The following is a 21,973-nucleotide window of genomic DNA, read 5'->3' as shown; positions in this document are numbered from 1 at the left end:
CTCCTGAGGAAGGAAGGGAAGGGGGGCGGAGGGTGAGGGGGGCCACCGTCCTGCGGGTCAGGCCCCGTCGAACTGGTCGTGGACGCACTGCGCGTACTGCCGCAGGCTGTCCGGCCGGTAGCACTCCTGCGTCTGGTTCGCGTACCAGACCAGGAGGACGGCGGCCACGACGGACACCACGAGCGCGAGGGCCGACGTCACCACACCGGCCACGGCCCTGCCCCGGCCGACACCGGTCCGCCGGGCCGTCCGCAGGGCGACGGCGCCCACCACCAGGCCGACCGCGCCGAGCAGGCCGCCACCGACGACGACCGAGGTGCTCAGGCCGATGACGCCGAGGGCCAGCGCGGCCCCGGCCGCGCGGTTCCCGCCGCCCGGAGCGCGCGTGCCGCGGCCCCGAGGGACCGGCGCACCGAGGTGCGCTCCTGTGGGCCATGCCGCGTGGTGCTGTGGCATTTCCACCTCATGCGTGTTCATCGGTCGTCCTCCGGTTCGTGGGTCTGGGGAAGATCCTGGATTTCGGGGGCCCGGAAACGCATCGCGGAAAAGCGGGAAATGGCCCTCCCTCGATCGGGGGAGGCCGCCGGTGGAAGTCCCGGCGATACTGGTCCGATCATGTGGAAGGGAATTCGGCCGCTGCTGCGCGGCTCCACCTACGCGGGCGCGCTGTTCGCCCTTCTCGGCGCCTTCGCGAGCCTCGCGCTGCTGCCTTTGGCCCTGCTTCCGGCGCTGGTGTGGGCATCCGCTCCCGATGGCGTGCGGGTCGCCCTGACCCTGCTCGTCTGGGCGGCGCTGACCGGCGCGGTCGGGCTCGCGCGCACCACACGGCGGGGCCTGATCGCGGCCGCCCGCCCCCTGCTGAAGGTGGCGCTGCCCGCTCCCACCCCCGCCGCCGACCGCCGACGGACCCCGCTGTGGCTCCTGCTGCACGTGGCGCTCGGGTGGGCGGTGGCGCTGGTGGGCGGCCTGCTGGTCGTGATGGGCGTGACCCTGCCGGGGGCTGGCTCGGCGCCGAGCTGGAGCTGAGCCTGTTCGGCCGGACGCTGCGGCCCGAGGACGGCTGGGCGAGCTGGGCGGTGGCGCTCGGCTGCCTGCTGCTCGCGGCGGGCGGGTGCGCGGCGGCGACGAGCGCGCTGCGGTGGCTCGCGCCCAGGCTGCTGGGACCGTCGGCGGCCGAGCGGCTCGCGCTCGCCGCCGAGCGGGAGCGGACCCTCGCCGAACGCAACCGCCTCGCCCACGAACTGCACGACTCGATCGGGCACACCCTGACGGCCACCACCATCCAGGCGGCGGTGGCGGGCGAGGTGCTCGCCACCGACCCGGTGGCGGCGCGGGCCGCCCTGCGCGGCATCGAGGAGTCGGCCCGGTCCGCCCTTGAGGACCTGGACTACGTGCTGGGCGCGCTGCGCGACCAGCAGGCGCGGACCGCGCCCACCCGCACCCTGGCCGACCTGCCCGAACTCCTCGAACGGCTCCGGCACGCGGGCGCGGTGGTGGAGCCGGACCTCCCCGACGACCTGGCGCGGGTGCCGGGGGCGCCCTCCCGGGCCGCGTACCGGATCCTCCAGGAGGGCCTGACGAACGCGCTGCGGCACGGGGCGGGCGGCCCCATCCAGGTCCGCGTGGCGGCCACACCGGACGGCCTCGACCTCGACGTCGTCAACCGGACCGGGGCGAAGGCGGGGCCGGGCGCGAGGGCGGGGGCCTTCCCCACGTCCGGGCACGGCCTGTCCGGCCTCGCCGAGCGCGTGCGGCTGCTGCACGGCACGTTCGCGTCCGGCCCGCACGGCCCCGGCCACTGGCGCCTCGCGGCAAGCCTGCCCGTACGGTTCCCGGCATGACCGACACCCCCACCGGCCCCGGCGGCGCCCCCGTCACCCTCCTGATCGCGGACGACGACGAGGTGACGCGCAGTGGCCTGGGCGTGCTGCTCGCCGCCCAGCCGGACATCGAGGTCGTCGGCGCGGCCGCGGACGGCGTCGAGGCGGTCGAGCGGGCGCGGGCGCTGCGGCCCGACGTGGTCCTGATGGACGTACGGATGCCGCGCCGCAACGGGATCGAGGCCACCCGGCAGCTGCTCGCCGACGCGGCCGCGCCGCCGAAGGTCGTGGTGATCACCACCTTCGAGAACGACGACTACGTCACCGCCGCGCTCAGCGCGGGCGCCAGCGGATTCGTGCTCAAGCGGCTCCCCGTCCCGCAGATCGCGGAGGCCGTGCGCGTGGTCGCGGCGGGCGAGGCCATCCTCTTCCCCGCGGCGCTGCGCCGGATGGTCACCGCCCGCCCCCTGGACTCCGCCGCCGCGCTGCCGGACGCGGCCCTCACGGCACGGGAGGAGGAGGTGCTGCGCCTGATGGCCACCGGCCTGTCCAACCCGGAGATCGCCGCGGCGCTCACCGTCAGCCTGGAGACGGTGAAGACCCACGTCGGGAACGTCCTCACCAAGCTCGGCGCGCAGAACAGGACCCACGCCGTGGTGATCGCGTACGAATCCGGCCTGGTCGTACCGGGTTTCACCGGCTGACCGCGCGGGGCGGCCCAACCACTTCGCCGGGGTGTGGTCAAGGCCCCTGCGGTGCCCGGAAATTGGACTTTCGGAAGGGGGCCGTACTTTGTGGCGCGTCGCCGCGATAAACAGGTCTCAACTCGGAAAAGGTCGCAGGCCCAACCTGTATTCGATCTTGCTTGCCCGCTGGCGAGTGGACTATACCTGTGCGCGTCCGGGCGGCCCGGCCCGACCGGCCGTGGGCGAACGGCCCGACCGCCGCCGGACGAATCCCGCTGCACCTCCGTACCATCGCACCACCCCAGCTTCACTACTCCGCGGTGCCGGGGAGGATCCGGTTCACCGCCTGAGTCCTGGAAGAAGGCGAGGACTTGAGCATGGGATCCACCTCAGAGAACCCGGGCGCGACCAACGGTGTGGGCAGGCGCGAGCTGATCAAGCGCGGTGCCGCGCTCGGCATCGTGTCGGTGCCCGCGATGGGCTTCCTCTCGGCGTGCGCCTCCGGCGGTGGCGACGACGACAACGAGAAGGCCAAGACGGTCAAGAAGACCCAGCAGAACCCGTTCGGCGTGGCCAAGGGCAACGACCTCGACGTCTTCATCTTCAAGGGCGGGTACGGGGATTCGTACGCCAAGGCGTGGGAGCAGTCGTTCCAGAAGAAGTACGGCGGGACCGTGTCCCACAGCGGCGAGCAGGACGTCACCGGACGGCTTCAGCCCCGCTTCAACAAGGGCAACCCGCCGGACGTCGTCGACAACTCCGGGTCGAAGAAGATGAAGCTCGACACCCTCTTCAAGGAGGGGCACCTCACCGACCTCACGCAGCTGCTCGACGCGCCGTCCGTCGACGACCCCAGCAAGAAGGTCCGCGACATCATGCTGCCGGGGACCATCGAACAGGGCACGTTCGGGGGCAAGTTCCACGCCCTGTTCTACGTGTACGCGGCCTGGGGGCTCTGGTACTCCAACAAGCTGTTCAAGAAGCACGGTTGGGAGGCCCCGAAGACCTGGGACCAGATGCTCGACATCATGAAGGACGCCAAGTCCAAGGGCATCGGCGGCCTCGCCCACCAGGGCAAGTACCCGTACTACATGAACATGGTCATCATGGACCTGATCGCCAAGACCGGCGGGATGGACGCGGTCAAGGCGATCGACGAGCTGGACCCGAAGGCGTTCGTCGGCAACGACGCGGCCGAGCGCGCCGTCGAGGCGGTCTACGAGATCGTCGAGAAGGGCCTGCTCATGCCCGGCACCAACTCCCTTGAGCACACCGAGGCCCAGACCAAGTGGAACGAGTACAAGGCGGTCTTCATCCCGTCCGGCTCGTGGATCGAGAACGAGCAGGCGCAGGCGACGCCCGACGACTTCGAGATGACGTTCCTGCCGGTGCCGCTGCTGCCGGACTCCAAGATGAAGCTGCACGCCGTGCGCACCGGCGCCGACGAGCCGTTCATCGTGCCGTCCAAGGCGAAGAACGTCCCCGGCGGCCTGGAGTTCCTGCGCCGGATGCTGTCGAAGGAGGGCGCCACCGCCCTGGCCAAGGAGGCCAGTTCGCTGTCGGTGCTCGGACCGACGTACGTCGACAAGAGCGTCCAGCTGCGGCCCGGCATCAAGACCGCCCTCGCCGCCGTCGACGCCTGCCCCGTGGACGAGCGCTTCAACTTCCGCTACTCGGAGTGGTACGGCGAGCTGGACGTGGAGATCCAGAACGCCACCGGTGAGCTGATGGCCAAGCGCCTCACGCCCAAGAAGTGGCTGGAGCGCTGCCAGAAGGCCGTCGACAAGGAAGCCCAGAAGAAGACCGACAAGAAGAAGTAGCGCGGCGGAAAGAGGGGGGAGTAACCGGGCACTATCGGGAGCAGGGTGTTATGCATCGGAAAAAGTACCCGTTCATCGCGGGATTCCTCATCCTTCCGGTCGGTCTCTACGTACTGCTGGTGATCTGGCCCTACATCCAGACCATCAGCTACTCGTTCACCAACTGGAGCGGCGCCTCACAGAAGTTCGACTTCATCGGGTTCGACAACTACAAGGACCTGGCGAAGGACGACGTCTTCGTCAAGGCGCTCCAGCACAACGCCCTGCTCCTGGTGCTCGTGCCCACCCTCACGATCCTGCTCTCGCTGTTCTTCGCCTTCATGGTGAACGTCGGCGGGCGTGGCGGCGCGGGCGGCGTCGGCGGCGTGCGCGGCTCCCGGTTCTACCGGGTGGTCTTCTTCTTCCCGCAGGTGCTGTCCATCGCGATCCTCGCCATCCTCTTCAAGGCCGTGTACCGGGGGACGACTCGGGTCTCATCAACGGCACGCTGCAAGCCGTCGGGCTCGGCGACAAGAACAACCCCACGGAGTGGCTGAACGACCCCGACCTCGTCCTGTGGTGCATCGTCTTCGTGATGGTGTGGGCCGGGGCCGGGTTCTACATGGTGCTGTTCTCCGCCGCCATGCAGTCCATCCCCAAGGACATCTACGAGGCCGCGCTGCTCGACGGCGCCGGGCGCGTCCAGACCTTCTTCCGGGTGACGCTGCCGCTGCTGTGGGAGACCATCCAGACCGCCTGGGTGTTCCTCGCGATCCTCGCCATGGACGCGTTCCTGCTGATCTCCACGCTCACCTCCCAGGACTTCGGCGGCGGCCCCGACCACAGCAGCGAGGTCATCTCGACGTATCTGATGCGGAACTTCCAGACGTACAGCAAGAGCGGCTACGCCTGCGCCATGGGCGTGGTGATGCTGCTGCTCACCCTGATCGTGTCCATCGTCACGCTGCGGCTCAGCCGTCGCGACCGCATCGAGTACTAGGGAGGCGCGAGCGACATGACGGCTCCCGCGACGCAACCCCCCGTCACCAAGGTCGACGTGCCCGGCCAGCGCGGCACCGGGCGCGGCGGCCCCGGCCGCCGCGACGGCCTGGAGGGCAGGACCCTCAACGCCTTCTCGCACGGCTTCCTGGTCCTGTGGGCGATCATGATCGTGCTGCCGCTGTTCTGGATCCTGCTCGGCAACTTCAAGACCGACTCGCAGATCAAGTCCAGCGCCTGGTCCTGGCCCACCGAGTGGACCCTCGACGCCTTCCAGCGCGGCTGGGAGAAGGGCGTCGGCGACTACCTGCTGAACACGCTCATCGTGATGGTCTTCTCGGTGCCGCTGACCATGCTGCTCGGCGCGATGGCGGCGTACGTGCTAGCCCGCTACGAGTTCTTCGGCAACCGGTTCCTGTACTACTTCTTCGTCGCCGGGTCCATGTTCCCGGTGTTCCTCGCGCTGGTGCCGCTGTACTTCATGGTCGACCGGCTCGGCATGCTCAACACGTACCAAGGGCTGATCCTGGTGTACGTGGCGTACTCGCTGCCGTTCACCGTCTTCTACCTGCACTCGTTCTTCCGTACGCTGCCGACGGCCGTGCACGAGGCGGCGGTCATCGACGGCGCCTCGCACACCCGGGTGTTCTTCCAGATCATGGTGCCGATGGCGAAGCCGGGCCTGATCAGCGTCGGCATCTTCAACGTGCTCGGGCAGTGGAACCAGTACATCCTGCCGCTGACCCTGATGCAGAAGCAGAGCGGCGGCGACAAGGACCGCTCCATGCTCGCCCAGGGCCTGGTCAACCTGATGAACCAGGGCAACTACGAGACCGACCTGCCCGCCCTGTACGCGGGCATGACGATCTCCATGATCCCGGTCCTCGTCGTCTATCTGTCCTTCCAGCGGCAGGTGCAGTCCGGGCTCACGGCCGCCACCATCAAATAGGCGGCCACGCGTCCGCCTCCCGGGGCGTCCCGCGGGCCCCGCGCCCGCGGGACGCCCCGTACGCGTGCCGCCGCGGGCCGTCACGGCCCGGATTTCCCTCAAGGACTTGACTGCGGCAACCCCTTCAGCGGAGCTTGGAGTTCACAACTTGTACGGGCGGCGATGGCGCCGCCCGCCCTAGGCGGGAGTGGATGAGTCGATGGAGACTCCTGGGTCGCAGTCGTCACTGCACCGGGCAAATCTGGAGCGGGTCGTGCGCGCGGTGCGGCTCGCCGGGTCGCTCACGCAGGCGGAGATCGCCAGGACGACGGGCCTGTCCGCCGCGACGGTGTCGAACATCGTGCGGGAGCTGAAGGAGCGCGGCACGGTCGAGGTCACGCCGACGTCGGCGGGCGGGCGGCGGGCCCGCAGCGTCTCGCTCAGCGGCGACGCGGGCATCGTGATCGGCGTGGACTTCGGCCACGCCCACCTGCGGGTCGCCCTCGGCAACCTGGCGCACAAGGTGCTCGCCGAGGAGTCCGAGCCGCTGGACGTGGACGCCTCCGCCGCGCAGGGCCTGGACCGGGCGGAGCGGCTCGTGGGCCGCCTGGTGGAGAAGGCCGGGGTGGACCGCGCCAAGATCGCGGGCGTCGGCCTCGGCGTGCCGGGCCCCATCGACGTGGAGTCCGGCACGCTCGGTTCCACGGCGATCCTGCCGGGCTGGGCGGGCGCCAAGCCCGCCGAGGAGCTGGGCGCCCGGCTCGGCGTGCCGGTGCACGTGGACAACGACGCCAACCTGGGCGCCCTCGGAGAGTTGGTCTGGGGCGGCGGGCGCGGCGTGAAGGACCTCGCGTACATCAAGGTCGCGAGCGGCGTCGGCGCGGGCCTGGTGATCAGCGGGCGGATCTACCGGGGGCCCGGGGGCACGGCCGGGGAGATCGGCCACATCACGCTCGACGAGTCCGGGCCGGTGTGCCGCTGCGGCAACCGCGGCTGCCTGGAGACCTTCGCCGCCACGCGGTACGTGCTGCCGCTGCTGCACTCCAGCCACGGCACCGACCTGACCATGGAGCGCGTGGTCGCCCTCGCCCGGGACGGCGACCCGGGCTGCCGCCGGGTGATCGCCGACGTGGGCCGCCACATCGGCAGCGGTGTCGCGAACCTCTGCAACCTGCTCAATCCCAGCCGGGTCGTCCTCGGCGGCTCCCTGGCGGAGGCGGGCGAGCTGGTGCTCGGCCCGATCAGGGAGTCCGTCGGGCGGTACGCGATCCCGAGCGCGGCCCGTCAACTGTCCGTGCTCCCCGGGGCACTTGGGGCCCGCGCCGAGGTGCTCGGGGCGCTCGCCCTGGCCCTCAGCGAGATGGGGGATTCGACCCTTTTGGACGGGAGCCTGACGACGGCCGCGCCTGCCTTCACTTAGATAACGCATGGCACCGTTGTCATCTCGTTAAGGATTTACTCCTTGACGCGTGTGGGACGGCCGAGTTGACTTCGAGCCACCTCGGCCGCAACGACGCGGCCATGTCAGGGAGGCACCCCCAATGAACGCAGTGACGCGCCGCGTCGTCATAGCCACCGCCAGCGTTTCCATGGCCCTCGGCCTGGCCGCGTGCGGTGAGGCCGGTGGCGGCGACGACGACAAGGGCAGCGGCGGCGACGGCAAGACCATCGGTCTGCTCCTGCCCGAGAACAAGACCACGCGCTACGAGACCTTCGACCGCCCGATCATGGAGGCGAAGATCGAGTCGCTGTGCGGCGACTGCGAGGTCAAGTACAACAACGCCGCGCAGGACATCGAGACCCAGAAGAAGCAGTTCGACGCCCTGATCACGCAGGGCGTCAAGGTGATCATCCTGGACGCGGTGGACTACAAGTCCACCAAGGGCTGGGTGGAGCGCGCCGAGAAGCAGGGCGTCCAGGTCGTCGCGTACGACCGGCTCGCCGAGGGCCCGCTGGCCGCGTACGTGTCGTACGACAACGAGAAGATCGGCCGCCTCCAGGGCGGCGCGCTCGTGAAGGCCCTGGGCTCCAAGGCCAAGGACGCCAACGTTGTCATGATCAACGGCTCGCCGACCGACCCGAACGCCCCGTTCTTCAAGAAGGGCGCCCACTCGGTGCTCGACAAGAACGTCAAGAGGGTCGTCTACGAGCAGGACATCCCCGACTGGTCCCCGGACGAGGCCAACAAGAAGATGGCCACCGCCATCGACAAGCTCGGCAAGGACGGCTTCGACGGCGTCTACTCCGCCAACGACGGCATGGCGGGCGGCATCATCACCGCCCTGAAGCAGCGCGGCATCGACGTCCCCGTCGGCGGCCAGGACGCCGAGCTGGCGGGCGTCCAGCGGCTGCTCAGCGGCGACCAGGCGTTCACGATCTACAAGCAGATCAAGCCGGAGGCCGAGACCACCGCCGAGATCGCGGTCCGCCTGCTCAAGGACAAGAAGATCGACGACCTCACCGACCGCAAGGTCAACTCGCTCAGCGGCGACTACAAGGGCATCCCCGCCAAGCTGTACGACGCCCAGGCGATCACCAAGGACGACGTGGCCGACACGATCGTCAAGGACAAGGTCTACAAGGCGAGCGAGATCTGCACCAAGCAGTTCAAGTCCGCCTGCGAAGACGCCGGGATCAAGTAACCCCCGGACCGTCCTCGGGAGTTGACGCGGCCCCGCGGCCGCGAGACACCTTTCCCAGCGTCCGGTGCCCGCACGCACACCCTTTCGGCACCTCCCGCCCCGCAGCCGGAGGGCGGGCACCGGCACCCCCTGTCCCAGCTCCCCTTCTCTTCTTGTTCTCGCTCGCCATCCCCGCCGGTCAGGCGGCGAAGGAGATGATTCACGTGTCCGCTACGCCCGTGCTGGCGTTGCGCGGGGTCTCCAAGCGGTTCGGTGCCGTCCAGGCGCTCACGGACGTAGACCTCGACATCCACACCGGCGAGGTGGTCGCCCTCGTCGGTGACAACGGCGCCGGAAAGTCCACGCTCGTCAAGACCATCTCGGGCGTCCACCCCATCGACGAGGGCGCCATCGAGTGGGAGGGCCGCGAGGTCCGCGTCGGCCGCCCCCAGGACGCCCAGAACCTCGGCGTCGCCACCGTCTACCAGGACCTCGCGCTCTGCGACAACCTCGACGTGGTCGCCAACCTGTTCCTCGGCAGCGAGCTGAGGACCGCCTCCGTCCTGGACGAGATCGCCATGGAGAAGCGCGCCCGCGAGCTCCTGGACACCCTGTCCATCCGCATCCCGAGCGTCCGCATCCCCGTCGCCGCCCTCTCCGGCGGCCAGCGCCAGGTCGTCGCGATCGCCCGCGCCCTCGTCGGCGACCCCAAGGTGGTCATCCTCGACGAGCCCACCGCCGCCCTCGGCGTCGAGCAGACCGCGCAGGTCCTCGACCTGGTCGAACGCCTGCGCGAGCGCGGCCACGGCGTCATCCTCATCAGCCACAACATGGCCGACGTCCGGGCCGTCGCCGACCGCGTCGCGGTGCTCCGGCTCGGCCGCAACAACGGCGTCTTCCCCGTCGCCGACACCTCCCCCGAAGAGATCATCGCCGCCATCACCGGCGCCACGGACAACGCCGTGACCCGCCGCCGGGCGCGTACCGCCACGAAGGAGGACGCGAAGTGAGCGACCTCGCCAAGACCCCCACCGAGAAGCCCGCCGTCGAAGCGGAGCCGAGCGCCACCCCCACCACCGCCGTCGACCCCCGCCTGCTCGTGCGCGAGCAGGGCTTCGCCGGGTACTGGACGGAGTTCCTGCGCAAGGTGCGCGGCGGTGAGCTGGGCTCGCTGCCCGTCGTCGTGGGCCTGATCGTCATCGCCCTGGTCTTCCAGCTCCAGAACGACAAGTTCCTGTCGGCGAGCAGCCTCGCCAACATCGCCGTGTTCACCTCCGGCGTCGGCATCATGTCCGTCGGCATCGTCTTCGTGCTGCTGCTCGGCGAGATCGACCTGTCCGTCGGCTCGGTCGCGGGCGTCGGGGCCGCCGTGTGGGCGGTGCTGAGCGTGAACCACGGCTGGGGCGACTGGCTGTCGGTGATCACCGCCGTCGTCTGCGGCCTGGTCATCGGCGCCGTCCACGGGATCTTCTTCGCCAAGGTCGGCGTGCCCGCCTTCGTCGTCACCCTCGCGGGCTTCCTCGGCTGGAGCGGCCTGCAGATCTGGCTGATGGGCAAGGAAGGCAGCATCAACACCCCCACCGGCTCCGTCGTCGAGGACCTCACCACCCACTTCTTCGCCGACAAGGCCGCCGCGTACGGGCTCGCGCTCGTCGCCGTCCTGCTGTACGCGGGCTCGCAGCTGCTCGACGCCAAGCGCCGCAAGGCCGCGGGGCTGCCCTCGCGGCCGCTCAGCGAGATCCTGCTGCGCACCGGCGTCCTCGCCGTCCTGTGCTTCGTCGTCGCGTACTTCCTGAACGAGCCCGACGGCGCCCGCGGTCTGCCGCTGGCCCTGGTGCTCTTCCTCGCCGTCCTGGTGATCGCGGACTTCGTGGTCCGCCGCACCACCTTCGGCCGCCAGGTCTTCGCGGTCGGCGGCAACGCCGAGGCCGCGCGCCGGGCGGGCATCAACGTCGACCGCGTCCGCATCACGGTCTTCGCGATCTCCGGCATGCTCGCCGCCTTCGGCGGCCTGTTCATCGCCAGCCTGTCCGGCGGCGCCACCAAGAGCCTCGGCAGCGGCAACACCCTGATGATCGTCATCGCCGCGGCCGTCATCGGCGGCACCAGCCTCTTCGGCGGCCGGGGCAAGATCTGGTCCGCGCTGCTCGGCATGCTCGTGATCCAGTCGATCCAGCAGGGCCTGAACCTGGAGGGCATGGCCAGCGAGATCCAGTACATGATCACCGGCGCGGTGCTGCTCGCCGCCGTCGTGATCGACTCGGTCTCCCGGCGCACCCAGAAGTCCGCGGGCCGCGCCTGATCAGGACCCGCCCGCCCGGTACCGGCCCGTCCGGTACCGGGCGGGCGGCCGTCTGTGAGCCATTCACCAACTGGAACGTTCGTTCCAGTCGTGACCAGGTGTTCCCGGCGATTTACGGCCGATCGCGTGACGTACGACTCCCGGCCCGGACTCCGCCGTCAACGGCGGAACATTAGACTCGACAGGCCCGGCAATGCTCGAACGGCGTGAACGCTCTACTGCAAGGAGGCACGGGTGCCGCTGCTGACCCGCATCACGGGACCGCGCGATCTGGACCTGCTCGGCCCGGAACAGCTCAACCAGCTAGCGGACGACATCCGCGGCTTCCTCGTCGAGGCGGTCTCCAAGACCGGCGGCCACCTCGGTCCCAACCTCGGCGTCGTCGAGCTGACCATCGCCCTGCACCGCGCCTTCGAATCCCCCCGCGACAAGATCCTCTGGGACACCGGCCACCAGGCGTACGTCCACAAGCTGCTCACCGGCCGCCAGGACTTCACCAAGCTCCGCGGCAAGGGCGGCCTGTCCGGGTACCCCTCGCGCGCCGAGTCCGAGCACGACGTCATCGAGAACAGCCACGCCTCCACCGTCCTCGGCTGGGCCGACGGCCTCGCCAAGGCCAACCAGGTGCGCGGCAAGGACGACCACGTCGTCGCCGTCATCGGCGACGGCGCCCTCACCGGCGGCATGGCCTGGGAAGCACTGAACAACATCGCCGCGGCCAAGGACCGCCCCCTGGTCATCGTCGTCAACGACAACGAGCGGTCGTACGCCCCCACGATCGGCGGCCTCGCCAACCACCTCGCCACGCTGCGCACCACCGACGGCTACGAGCGCTTCCTCGCCCGCGGCAAGGACATCCTGGAGCGCACCCCGGTCGTCGGGAAGCCGCTGTACGAGACGCTGCACGGCGCGAAGAAGGGCCTGAAGGACTTCATCGCCCCGCAGGGCATGTTCGAGGACCTCGGCCTGAAGTACGTCGGCCCGATCGACGGCCACGACATCGAGGCCGTCGAGTCCGCGCTCCAGCGCGCCAAGCGCTTCAACGGCCCGGTCATCGTCCACTGCATCACCGAGAAGGGCCGCGGCTACGAGCCCGCCGAGCAGGACGAGGCCGACCACTTCCACGGCATCGGCCCCATCCACCCCGACACCGGCCTGCCCATCTCCGAGTCCGGCATGGACTGGACCTCCGTCTTCGGCGAGGAGATGGTCAAGCTCGGCCGCGAGCGCGACGACATCGTGGCGATCACCGCCGCCATGCTCCAGCCGGTGGGCCTGAAGAAGTTCGCCGAGGAATTCCCCGACCGGGTGTACGACGTCGGCATCGCCGAGCAGCACGCGGCCGTCTCCGCCGCGGGCCTCGCCACCGGGGGGCTCCACCCCGTCTTCGCGGTGTACGCCACCTTCCTCAACCGCGCCTTCGACCAGCTGCTCATGGACGTGGCCCTGCACAAGTGCGGCGTCACGTTCGTGCTCGACCGGGCCGGGGTCACCGGCACCGACGGCGCCTCCCACAACGGCATGTGGGACATGTCCATCCTCCAGTGCGTGCCCACCCTGCGGATCGCCGCGCCGCGCGACGCCGACCAGGTCCGGCTCCAGCTGCGCGAGGCCGTCGAGGTCGACGACGCGCCGACCGTCGTGCGCTACTCCAAGGGCGCGGTCGGGCCCGCCGTGCAGGCCGTCGCCCGCGTCGGCGGCATGGACGTGCTGCGCCGCCCCGACGCCGAGCGGCCCGATGTGCTTCTCGTCTCCGTCGGCGCGCTCGCCCCGATGTGCCTGGAGATCGCCGACCTCCTCGACAAGCAGGGCATCTCCACGACCGTCGTCGACCCGCGCTGGGTCAAGCCGGTCGACGAGGCGATGGCGCCGCTGGCCGAGCGGCACCGGGTCGTGGTGACCGTGGAGGACAACTCCCGTGCCGGGGGCGTCGGTTCGGCCATCGCCCAGGCCCTGCGGGACGCCGGGGTCGACGTGCCGCTGCGGGACTTCGGCATTCCGCCGCGCTTCCTGGACCACGCGTCCCGGAAGGAGGTCCTGGCGGAGATCGGGCTCACCGCGCCGGACATCGCCCGGCAGGTCACCGGGCTCGTCGCGAAGCTGGACGGGCGCCTTGAGCGTGGCCGGGGGCCTGTGGTCGACTCCGTGGAACCGGCCCGCGACTAGCCTCCGGCAGCCGCGGGTTCCCCCCTACCCGGGGGCGCCGTCCCTGCCTCGCTGTCGGCGTCCGCGGCTTCCTTCCCCTTTCCCACCCGCCCGCTGGTGCCCCTGCCTCGCCGTCGGCGTCTGCGGGTGCGTGGGTGGTTTCCTTTTCCCACCCGCCCGCCCGTTGCTGCCACGCGTGGGGTGACCGCCTCTGGTGCCCCCATCCCGCCGTCGGCGGCTGCGGGGCTCTTGTGGGGCAGCCGCCGACGGCGAGAAACCCCCACGAGGAGCGTCCACCTTCCGCTGGGGGCGCACGGGTGGGCGGGTGGGAGAGGTAGACCACGCACGGAGCCGCTGTCGCCGATGGTGGGGAGGTCCCACAAGGGGCGTTTGCCTGGTTGCTGGGGGGTCACGGGTGGGCGGGTGGGAGAGGAAGGCCACGCACGGAGCCGCAGTCGCCGATGGTGGGGAGGTCCCGCTGGGGGAGGCGCCCCCGCACAGGGCCCCCGGCCAGTCGGGCGTAGTTGGCCTACCCCTTAGCGTGAATCGCATGCCGCGCGGGCACCCGGCGTACATCCCCTCTCGATCATGTCGAAGACGACACGCGTGGGAGGTACGCCAGTGAGCAGCACCCTCTTCCGGACGAAGAAGGTCGAGCAGTCCATCCTCGACACCGAGGAACCGGAGCACGCGCTCAAGAAATCCCTGTCCGCCCTCGACCTGACGGTCTTCGGCGTCGGCGTCATCATCGGCACCGGCATCTTCGTCCTCACCGGCACCGTCGCCAAGAACAACGCGGGCCCCGCCGTGGCCCTGGCCTTCGTCGTGGCGGGAGTGGTGTGCGCCCTGGCCGCGCTCTGCTACGCGGAGTTCGCCTCGACGCTCCCCGTGGCGGGATCGGCGTACACGTTCTCGTACGCCTCGCTCGGCGAGCTGCCCGCCTGGATCATCGGCTGGGACCTGGTCCTGGAGTTCGCGCTGGGCACGGCGGTGGTGGCGGTCGGCTGGTCCGGGTACATCGCCTCGCTGCTCGACAACGCGGGCTGGCAGCTGCCTCAGGCGCTGAGCGGGCGCGACGGCGCCGACGGCTTCGGGTTCGACATCCTCGCCGCCGCCCTGGTCCTCGTCCTCACCGGCATCCTCGTACTCGGCATGAAGCTGTCCGCGCGGATCACGTCGCTCGTCGTCGCCGTCAAGGTCGCCGTGGTCCTCGTGGTGATCGTGGCGGGCGCGTTCTTCGTCAAGGGCGCCAACTACGACCCGTTCATCCCGAAGTCGCAGCCGGTGGAGGCGGGCGGGGACATCCAGTCGCCGCTGATCCAGCTGATGTTCGGCTGGGCGCCCAGCAACTTCGGCGTGATGGGCGTCTTCACCGCCGCCTCGGTCGTGTTCTTCGCCTTCATCGGCTTCGACGTCGTCGCCACGGCCGCCGAGGAGACCAGGAACCCGCAGCGGGACATGCCGCGCGGCATCCTCGGCTCGCTGCTGATCTGCACCACCCTGTACGTCGCGGTGTCCCTCGTCGTGACCGGCATGCAGCACTACAGCGAGCTGTCCGTGAAGGCCCCGCTCGCCGACGCGTTCAAGGCCACCGGGCACCCCTGGTACGCGGGCTTCATCAGCTTCGGCGCCGCCGTCGGCCTCACCACGGTCTGCATGATCCTGCTGCTCGGCCAGACGCGGGTGTTCTTCGCGATGAGCCGCGACGGGCTCCTGCCGCGGTTCTTCTCGCGGGTCCACCCGAGGTTCAAGACGCCGCACCGGCCGACCATCCTGCTCGGCGTGATCATCGCGATCGTCGCCGGGTTCACCAGCCTCAGCGAACTCGCGGAGCTGGTGAACATCGGCACCCTCTTCGCCTTCGTGGTCGTCGCGGTCGGCGTGATCATCCTGCGCCGCACCCGCCCCGACCTGCACCGCGCCTTCCGCACCCCCTGGGTGCCCGTGCTGCCCGGCCTGTCCGTCGCCGCGTCGCTGTGGCTGATGCTCAACCTGCCCGCCGAGACCTGGCTCCGCTTCGGCATCTGGATGGCGCTCGGCTTCCTCGTGTACTTCGTCTACGGGCGCTCCCACAGCCGCCTCGGGCGGCAGGAGGAGACCACGGTCGGCCAGGTGCTCCGCCCGCCGGGACGTGACGGAAAGTAGTCGACTCGCTTTTCGGTTCGGCCCTGCATGTCCGTGTTCGACGGGGGCGTACGGGGCCGAATAGCGTGCGGGCATGCTCGTCGAGCCCCATGATCCGTCACACTCCGTGCCCACCGCCGACCCCCGCACACCCGCACCTCCTGGATACTGGCCCGCGCTGCTGCCCGCCCTCGCCCTCCTGGCCTGCGCCACCCGCCTGCCGTCCTTCACGCGGCCGCTGTGGAACCCGGACGAGGGCTACCTCGCCGTCCAGGCGCGGATGCTGGCCGACGGCGGCGCGCTCTACGAGACCGTCGTGGACCGCAAGCCCCCGCTGGTCCCCTGGCTGTACCAGGGGGCCTTCGCCGTCTTCGGCGACACCTCGCTGCTGCCCGTGAAGCTGCTCGCCGTCGGCGCCCAGGTCACGACGGCCGCGTTCCTCGCGTCGTTCGCGCGCCGCCGCTGGGGCGACGGCGCGGGCCGCACGGCGGGCGTGCTGTACCTGCTGATCTCCGTCGGGCTCAACCCGGAGGACGCGCAGGCCGCGACGTTCGAGGTCTTCATGCTGCCGGGCACGGCCGCCGCCGTGTGGTGCGCCGACCGGCGCCGACCGGGCCTCGCCGGAGCGGCGGTGGCGGGCGCGTTCCTCGCCAAGCAGACCGGCGGCGCGGCCCTGCTGCCCGTGCTGTGGCTGCTGCGGCGGCGCGCCCTGCCGGGGCGCCGCCGCGCGGACGCCCTGCGCCTGGCCGCGGGCCTCGCCGCGCCGGTGCTCGCGGCGGCCCTGGTGACCACGCCCGGGGGCTTCCTGTTCTGGACGGTCACGGGCTCGGGCACGTACGCCTCCGTCAGCGGCTCCGGACTCCACGTGCTTGGCCGCGGGCTCGTGAACACGGCGATCCTCGGCGCCGCCTGCGCGGGCCTGCTCCCACCCGTCGTACGGGTCCTGCGGATCGCCAGGACCGGCGCGGCCGAGCTGTGGCTGTGGCTGCTGGCGTCGGCCGCCGCGGTGCTGCTCGGCTGCCACTTCTTCGGCCACTACTTCCTCCAGCTCACCCCGCCGCTGGCGCTGCTCGGCACCGCCGCCCTCCAGACCCTGCCCGGGGAGCGCACCGCGCGGGCCGTCCTCGCCTCGGCGTGCGGCTGCGCCCTCTTCGTGACCTGGGGCCTGCTCGCGCCGCGCCCCGAACTCGCCCACGCCGAGCGGCTCGCCGACACCGTACGGGCCCGCACGGCCCCCCACGAGCGGGTCCTGCTGTGGGGCATGCACCCCGAGACGTACTGGCTCGCCGACCGCGCCCCCGCGAGCCGCTACCTCACCGCGGGCCTCCTGACGAACTACAGCGGCGGCCGCGACGGCCCCCAGGTCGGCGAGCGGTACGCGATGGCGGGCGCCTGGGACACCTTCCGCGCCGAACTCGGGCGCCGCCCGCCCGCGCTGATCGTCGACGACTCCCGCGGCAAGCCGTACGCGCCCCGGCGGGTGCCGGACCTCGGCCGGGTGCTGCGCGAGCGGTACGAGCCGGTGGGGGAGGTGGGCGGGGCGGTGCTGTACGCCCGGGCCGGGCGGTAGGGCCCGGCCCGGTCAGTGGCGGCGCCAGTCCCGCGTGACCTCCGCGAGGGCCGCGACCGCCGCCCGGCGGTGCCGGGACTCGGTCCGCATCTTCGGGGCGAACTCCACGTGCAGGAACTCGCTCTCCTGCGCCTTGGCGTCCCGGCCCTGCACATTGGCCCTCCCCTCCAGCGGGCAGGAGCGCGCCCAGGAGCGGCACACCTCGTAGCCGCGGCGGGCGAGGGCCCGCGCGAGGTCGCGGCCCTCCCGCACGGCCTCCCGGCCCCGGCCGGTGGAGGCCACCACGTCGTGGTCCGGCGCCGAGTCGTCCGCCATGCCGTGCACCTGGATGCCGGGAAGCCCGCGCTCGGCCAGCTCCTCGACGATGGCGTGGAACACACTCCTCCGCTCGTGCGCCACGTCCGCCTCGTCGCCGCGCCCCGCTTTGCGATGTGCACCTGCGACGACCAGCACGCCCCCGCGGGCGCGGCGCAGCAACTCCGCGCCGAGCCGCTCGGTGTCCCGGTCGGCCACCGGGTGCGGCACCTGCACGGACCAGCGCACGGGGGAGTCGAGGTCCACGTACACCCGCCCCCAGCCGCGCGGCGACGCGGCGTCCGCGGAGCGATCCCTGACCTCGGCGACCTCCGCGTACCGCCGCCCGGTGGCCGAGTCGGTGACGGTGCGCACGCTCAGGTGCGCGCTCGCCAGGCGGCGTTCGGCCCGCTCGCGGCGGCGGTCGACGAGCGCCGCGACACCGGAGGCGGCGGCCCGCCGCACGTCGGCGGACGGGCGGCGATAGCCGCTGTCCTCGTGGAAACCCGAGGTGAAGGAGGTGATCCGGCGTACGAGGTCGGCCCTGACGCCCGGGAGGCCCCGGTCCCAGTCGTCGTCGGAGCCGCTGCCAGAACCACCCGAATTCCGCGCATCCTCGGAATCATCGGAATCATCGGAATCGCCGGAATTGCCGTGTTCATCGAATTCGTCGGATGTGCCGGAGTCGCCGTCGGAGGTCTCGTCACCCGGCGCTCGTGACGACGGGCGACCGCCGTCACCGTCACCGCCACCGCCGTCACCGCCGCCGTGGCGCCCCGCCGACGTCCGGTCGCCGGACGCCCCGGAGCGGCTGTCGTCGTCGGACGGCGAGCCGCACTGGGTGAGGGTCAGCACCCCGGCCGTCACCAGGGCGACAACTCCCAGCAACTTTGCGTTTATTATGGGCCGAATTGGAGGGCGAGTCATGGTTGTATAAAGATATCCCCGTGATGACACGTCCCTCTCGCAGGCTCATACAGGTCTGTGCGACCTCACTCGTCCTCCTCGCGGGCACCGCGTGCGGTCCCTTCGGCGGTTCCGACGACAAGGCCTCCGGCGATCCCACGTTCACCGTCGCCGCGGCGGGCGACATCCTCATCCACCCCAAACTCACCGAGCAGGCCCGCAAGGACGCCAAGGCCACCGGCAAGGGCGACCACGGGCTCGACTTCGGGCCGATGATGGCCGGGATCAAGCCCGTCATCAGCAAGGCCGACCTCGGCATCTGCCACTTCGAGCCGGTCGTGGGCAAGCCCGAGGGCCCCTTCCAGGGCTTCCCGGACTTCGCCGTGCCCCCGCAGATCACCACCGCGGTCAAGGGCGTCGGCTACGACCAGTGCTCCACCGCGTCGAACCACTCCATCGACCACGGCGCCGAGGGCGTCACCCGCACCCTGGACGCGCTCGACAAGGCGGGCCTGAAGCACACCGGTTCGGCGCGCACCGAGGCCGAGTCGAAGAAGCCGCTGATCACCACGGTCAAGGGCGTGAAGGTCGCGCAGCTGTCGTACGCGCTGAACTTCAACGGCCACGAGGTGCCCAAGGGCAAGCCGTGGATCGCCAACCTGACCGACTTCGACGCCATCGCCGCCGCCGAGAAGCAGGCCCGCGCCGCGGGCGCCGAGGTGGTGATCCTCAGCGTCCACTGGGGCAAGGAGTACCAGCCCAACGCCGCCGCCGAGCAGACCGAGCTGGCCCGCCGGATCGCCAAGGAGACCGACATCAACCTGGTGATCGGCCACCACGCGCACGTCGTGCAGCCGATGGAGAAGATCGACGGCACCTGGGTCGCGTACGGACTCGGCAACCAGATCGCGCGCCACGAGCGGCCCAGCGGCCTCACCGAGGAAGGCGTCATCGGCTGGTTCGAGCTCACCAGGCGCGACGGCTCCTGGGACGTGGCCGCCAAGTACGTGCCGACGTTCCTGGAGATCCCGCCGGACCCCGACGAGGCCGGGAAGGTGCCCAAGGACGCCGTGCGGGACTACCGCCTGCTGGTCGTCGCGGACGCGATGCGGGACGGCGGGAAGGTCAGCGGCGAGCGGCGCTCCCGCTACCGGGTCGCCTTCGAGCGCACCGAGGGCACGCTGCTCAACCGCGGCGCCGGTGCCGACGGCCTCAAGCCGCTGGAGAAGCTTCCGGACTGAGCCGCCGCCCCGATCGGGGAACCGCCGGAAGAAGAAGTTCCGGCGAACGGAGGGTGAACGGCCCGTCGCGGCCCAAGCCCGTTGTGGGAGCCGATCTTTGACGTAGCTCACACATGGTTATTCTCGTACATCCATCCGGCCCCGTCATGGGTCATGACATTCCGATCGCCCTGTGCGCGCTGTTACGCCATGGGGTGAGATCCGTACGCCGTGTCACCCCACCGTGTCACTCCAGGAGAGGAGCACCCCCTTGGCCGCTTCGCCCACGAAGCGGCGGCACAAGGTCCGCCGAAGGACCGACATGTCTTTGATCGGCGGAATCCGTCCGCCGATCGCCGTGCTGTCGGTCCTGCTCCTCGCCCTGGCGGGCGTCACCGCCCTCACCCTCGGCCGCGTCGGCCAGGAGGCCGTCCCCAAAGCGGTCCAGCAGTCCCAGCAGCACTTCGCCGAGGACGGCGCCATCGCGCTGCGCGCCTCCATCGACGAGTCCGTCACCGACCTGACGCGCACCGCGGGGCTCTTCAACGCTGGTGACCCCGTGCCCGCCGACGCCGTCCTCGACAAGATCAGCAGCGTCTACCAGAAGTGGATGGGCACCGCGGTCGTCGAGATCCGCTCCGGCAAGCTGCTCGCCGCGCGCGGCGAGAACGTGCCGCTGACGGCCATCGACCGCACCAAGCTCAAGGACGAGGACGGCCTCCAGCCGCGCATGGTCCGCCTGGAGAACGGCGAGACCCGCCTGCTCGCCTTCGCCGTCCTCTCCTGGAAGGGCCAGCCGCAGCAGCTCCTGGTCGCCTCCAGCAGCCTGCGCTTCCCCGGCATCAGCCTCGGCCAGTTCCGCTCCATCGCCGTCGTCGGGCACGACGGCCGGATCCTGAGCACCGCGGGCATCCCCACGCCCGAGCAGGTCAGCGGGCCCTCCGAGCGCCAGGAGGTCCAGCAGGCCAAGCAGCAGCTGAAGGCGTTCGCGCAGACCGCCGCCAAGAAGTCGCGCCAGCACCCGATCCGGTCCAAGGAGCCCGGCTCCGGCGGCTACAAGGGCGTCAGCGGCCACCTCATCGGCGACCGCTTCCACGGCGAGCGCGCCGTCGGCGGCTACGCCTCGCTCGCCCCGCCCGAGGCGGGCGAGTCCACGGTGGCGACCCGGCTCGGCCTCAGCGTCGTCGCGCTCGTCCCCGTCACCGAGGACCAGAAGCGGGCCGACAGCTCCGCCTTCGGCCTGATGGCCGCGGGCGCCCTGCTGCTCATCGGCGGCCTCACCGTCTTCCTGCTGCTGCGCACCGTGCAGCGCCCGCTGATCCGGCTGTTCCTGGAGAGCCGCCGCCTGACCCGCGGCGACCTCAGCCGCCCGGTGACCGCGCCCAAGTACGGCGAGGCCGCCCGCATCGGCGCCGCCCTCGAACGGCTGCGCCGCCAGCTCCTGGGCGAGCCCGCCGAAGCCGCCAAGACCCCCAAGGGCGGCCGCCGCACGTTCGGCACCCGCACGCTCCTGGCGGTCTGCGGCGTGCTGCTGCTGGTCTGGGCGGCGCCGCTGCTGCTGCTGCTCAACCGCGCGGGCGGCGACGTCCAGGTGCCGCAGCAGCTCGTCAACGACCAGCGCGAGCGCACCGACACCATCTCCGACCGGGTGCGCCGCGCCCTCAACGAGGGCCACGCCGACCTCCAGTCGGTGGCCTCCCTCATCGGCGCCCGCACCGAGCCCGACGAGATGGACAAGGTCCTCGACAACACCCTCAACCAGCACAGCCGCTACCGGGCCCTGTACGTGCTCGACGCCAAGGGCAAGGTCCTCTCCGAGGCCGGAAGCGACCCGCGCGCCGCCGGTGACAAGCCGTCCGCGCAGCCCATCCGGGTCCTGGACGACGACGGCAAGGAGCCCGTGATCATCGGCACCGCCGAGGTGCCGGGCCGCGCCGGGACCGCGGTCGTCGGCGAGTTCCGCATCGACTTCCTGAACTCGCTGCTCAAGCGCCCCGGCCTCGGCACGGTCCGCGTCGTCGACAAGGACCGCAAGATCATCGGCGGCAACACCGGCTACCGCGAGTTCCAGGGGCTGCCCGGCGGCCGCATCGACGGCCTCGTGGAGAGCGCGAGCCAGAAGGTCGGCGTCAGCCCGCGCCCCAGCGGCGTGCTCTACCGCGACGGCGACGACGTCCAGATCGCCGCCGCGTCCCCGTTCGCCGGGGGCGGCGCCGCCGAGTCCATCGGCTGGACCGTGGTGAGCTGGCAGCCCGCCTCCGGGCTCGCCATCCCCGAGTACACGCTGCAGAACCGCACGGTCCTCGCCGGACTGCTCGGCGGCACCGCCGCCGCGGCCTGCCTGGGCTGGCTGCACATCATCGTCGTACGTCCGCTGCGCCTCCTCGCCGACCAGGCCGAGAAGCTCGCCGACGGCGACCGTCGCACCGTGCTGTTCCCCGTCCACCACGACGAGGTCGGTGCCGTCACCCGCAGCCTGGAGCTCATCCGGCAGCAACTGGGCTCGCAGCGCAAGCGGGACGGCGCCCCGGCGCCGCTCGCCGGAAGGAACTGAACACC

Annotated in this window: 16 protein-coding genes and 1 pseudogene; 15 read left to right on the top strand and 2 right to left on the bottom strand. The window is 71.2% G+C overall.

Annotated elements, in window-relative coordinates:
- Window positions 1-57 precede the first annotated feature (57 nt).
- The gene (locus ACOBQU_RS09230) at window positions 58-456 is read right to left on the bottom strand and encodes a DUF4190 domain-containing protein (RefSeq protein ID WP_423625690.1); all 399 of its coding nucleotides are present in this window, start codon (window positions 454-456) and stop codon (window positions 58-60) included.
- Window positions 457-615: 159 nt separating this feature from the next.
- Here ACOBQU_RS09230 and ACOBQU_RS09225 point away from each other — a divergent pair, with 159 nt between their 5' ends.
- The 13 genes and pseudogenes from ACOBQU_RS09225 to ACOBQU_RS09165 all read left to right on the top strand — a co-directional run bounded on the left by ACOBQU_RS09225 (window position 616) and on the right by ACOBQU_RS09165 (window position 16,994).
- Entirely contained in the window at window positions 616-1,026 is a 411-nt protein-coding gene (locus tag ACOBQU_RS09225) for a hypothetical protein (protein ID WP_423625688.1), read from the top strand.
- Entirely contained in the window at window positions 942-1,841 is a 900-nt protein-coding gene (locus ACOBQU_RS09220) for a sensor histidine kinase (protein WP_423625686.1), read from the top strand. Before ACOBQU_RS09225 ends, ACOBQU_RS09220 begins: the two co-directional genes overlap by 85 nt.
- A complete protein-coding gene (locus ACOBQU_RS09215) occupies window positions 1,838-2,524 on the top strand; it encodes a response regulator (RefSeq protein ID WP_423625684.1) in 687 nt (228 codons plus the stop codon). The genes ACOBQU_RS09220 and ACOBQU_RS09215 overlap by 4 nt, the downstream gene beginning before the upstream one ends.
- A gap of 359 nt (window positions 2,525-2,883) precedes the next feature.
- Entirely contained in the window at window positions 2,884-4,326 is a 1,443-nt protein-coding gene (ngcE, locus tag ACOBQU_RS09210) for an N-acetylglucosamine/diacetylchitobiose ABC transporter substrate-binding protein (protein ID WP_423625682.1), read from the top strand.
- 50 nt (window positions 4,327-4,376) lie between these two features.
- Window positions 4,377-5,305: pseudogene (locus tag ACOBQU_RS09205) on the top strand (carbohydrate ABC transporter permease).
- 15 nt (window positions 5,306-5,320) lie between these two features.
- Window positions 5,321-6,253 (top strand): carbohydrate ABC transporter permease, encoded by a 933-nt coding sequence (locus tag ACOBQU_RS09200; RefSeq protein ID WP_423625680.1) that lies wholly within the window; start codon window positions 5,321-5,323, stop codon window positions 6,251-6,253.
- A gap of 199 nt (window positions 6,254-6,452) precedes the next feature.
- Window positions 6,453-7,652, top strand: coding sequence for an ROK family transcriptional regulator (locus ACOBQU_RS09195; protein ID WP_423625678.1), 1,200 nt, complete (start codon window positions 6,453-6,455; stop codon window positions 7,650-7,652).
- 121 nt (window positions 7,653-7,773) lie between these two features.
- Window positions 7,774-8,874, top strand: a complete 1,101-nt coding sequence (locus ACOBQU_RS09190) for a sugar ABC transporter substrate-binding protein (protein WP_423625677.1) — start codon at window positions 7,774-7,776, stop codon at window positions 8,872-8,874.
- Window positions 8,875-9,068: 194 nt separating this feature from the next.
- A complete protein-coding gene (locus ACOBQU_RS09185; RefSeq protein ID WP_423634358.1) occupies window positions 9,069-9,863 on the top strand; it encodes an ATP-binding cassette domain-containing protein in 795 nt (264 codons plus the stop codon).
- Window positions 9,860-11,155, top strand: a complete 1,296-nt coding sequence (locus ACOBQU_RS09180) for a sugar ABC transporter permease (RefSeq protein ID WP_423625675.1) — start codon at window positions 9,860-9,862, stop codon at window positions 11,153-11,155. Before ACOBQU_RS09185 ends, ACOBQU_RS09180 begins: the two co-directional genes overlap by 4 nt.
- A gap of 234 nt (window positions 11,156-11,389) precedes the next feature.
- A complete protein-coding gene (gene dxs / locus ACOBQU_RS09175) occupies window positions 11,390-13,321 on the top strand; it encodes a 1-deoxy-D-xylulose-5-phosphate synthase (protein WP_423625673.1) in 1,932 nt (643 codons plus the stop codon).
- A gap of 600 nt (window positions 13,322-13,921) precedes the next feature.
- Complete coding sequence (locus ACOBQU_RS09170; RefSeq protein WP_423625671.1) at window positions 13,922-15,445, top strand: amino acid permease; 1,524 nt, start codon at window positions 13,922-13,924, stop codon at window positions 15,443-15,445.
- A gap of 73 nt (window positions 15,446-15,518) precedes the next feature.
- A complete protein-coding gene (locus ACOBQU_RS09165) occupies window positions 15,519-16,994 on the top strand; it encodes an ArnT family glycosyltransferase (protein ID WP_423625669.1) in 1,476 nt (491 codons plus the stop codon).
- Between the two features lie 12 nt (window positions 16,995-17,006).
- Here ACOBQU_RS09165 and ACOBQU_RS09160 read toward each other — a convergent pair whose 3' ends face one another.
- The gene (locus tag ACOBQU_RS09160) at window positions 17,007-18,176 is read right to left on the bottom strand and encodes a hypothetical protein (RefSeq protein ID WP_423625667.1); all 1,170 of its coding nucleotides are present in this window, start codon (window positions 18,174-18,176) and stop codon (window positions 17,007-17,009) included.
- Between the two features lie 62 nt (window positions 18,177-18,238).
- On the opposite strand from ACOBQU_RS09160, the gene ACOBQU_RS09155 reads away from it, so the two are divergent.
- Together ACOBQU_RS09155 and ACOBQU_RS09150 are read left to right on the top strand one after the other, a co-directional pair.
- A complete protein-coding gene (locus ACOBQU_RS09155) occupies window positions 18,239-19,435 on the top strand; it encodes a CapA family protein (protein ID WP_423625665.1) in 1,197 nt (398 codons plus the stop codon).
- A gap of 301 nt (window positions 19,436-19,736) precedes the next feature.
- A complete protein-coding gene (locus ACOBQU_RS09150) occupies window positions 19,737-21,968 on the top strand; it encodes a HAMP domain-containing protein (protein WP_423625663.1) in 2,232 nt (743 codons plus the stop codon).
- The last annotated feature ends 5 nt before the right edge of the window (window positions 21,969-21,973 follow it).

Source organism: Streptomyces sp. G45 (genome assembly GCF_049542095.1).
Classification (GTDB): domain Bacteria; phylum Actinomycetota; class Actinomycetes; order Streptomycetales; family Streptomycetaceae; genus Streptomyces.
Note: the sequence above shows the minus strand (reverse complement) of the source record. Positions and strands in the feature narration are given on the sequence as shown.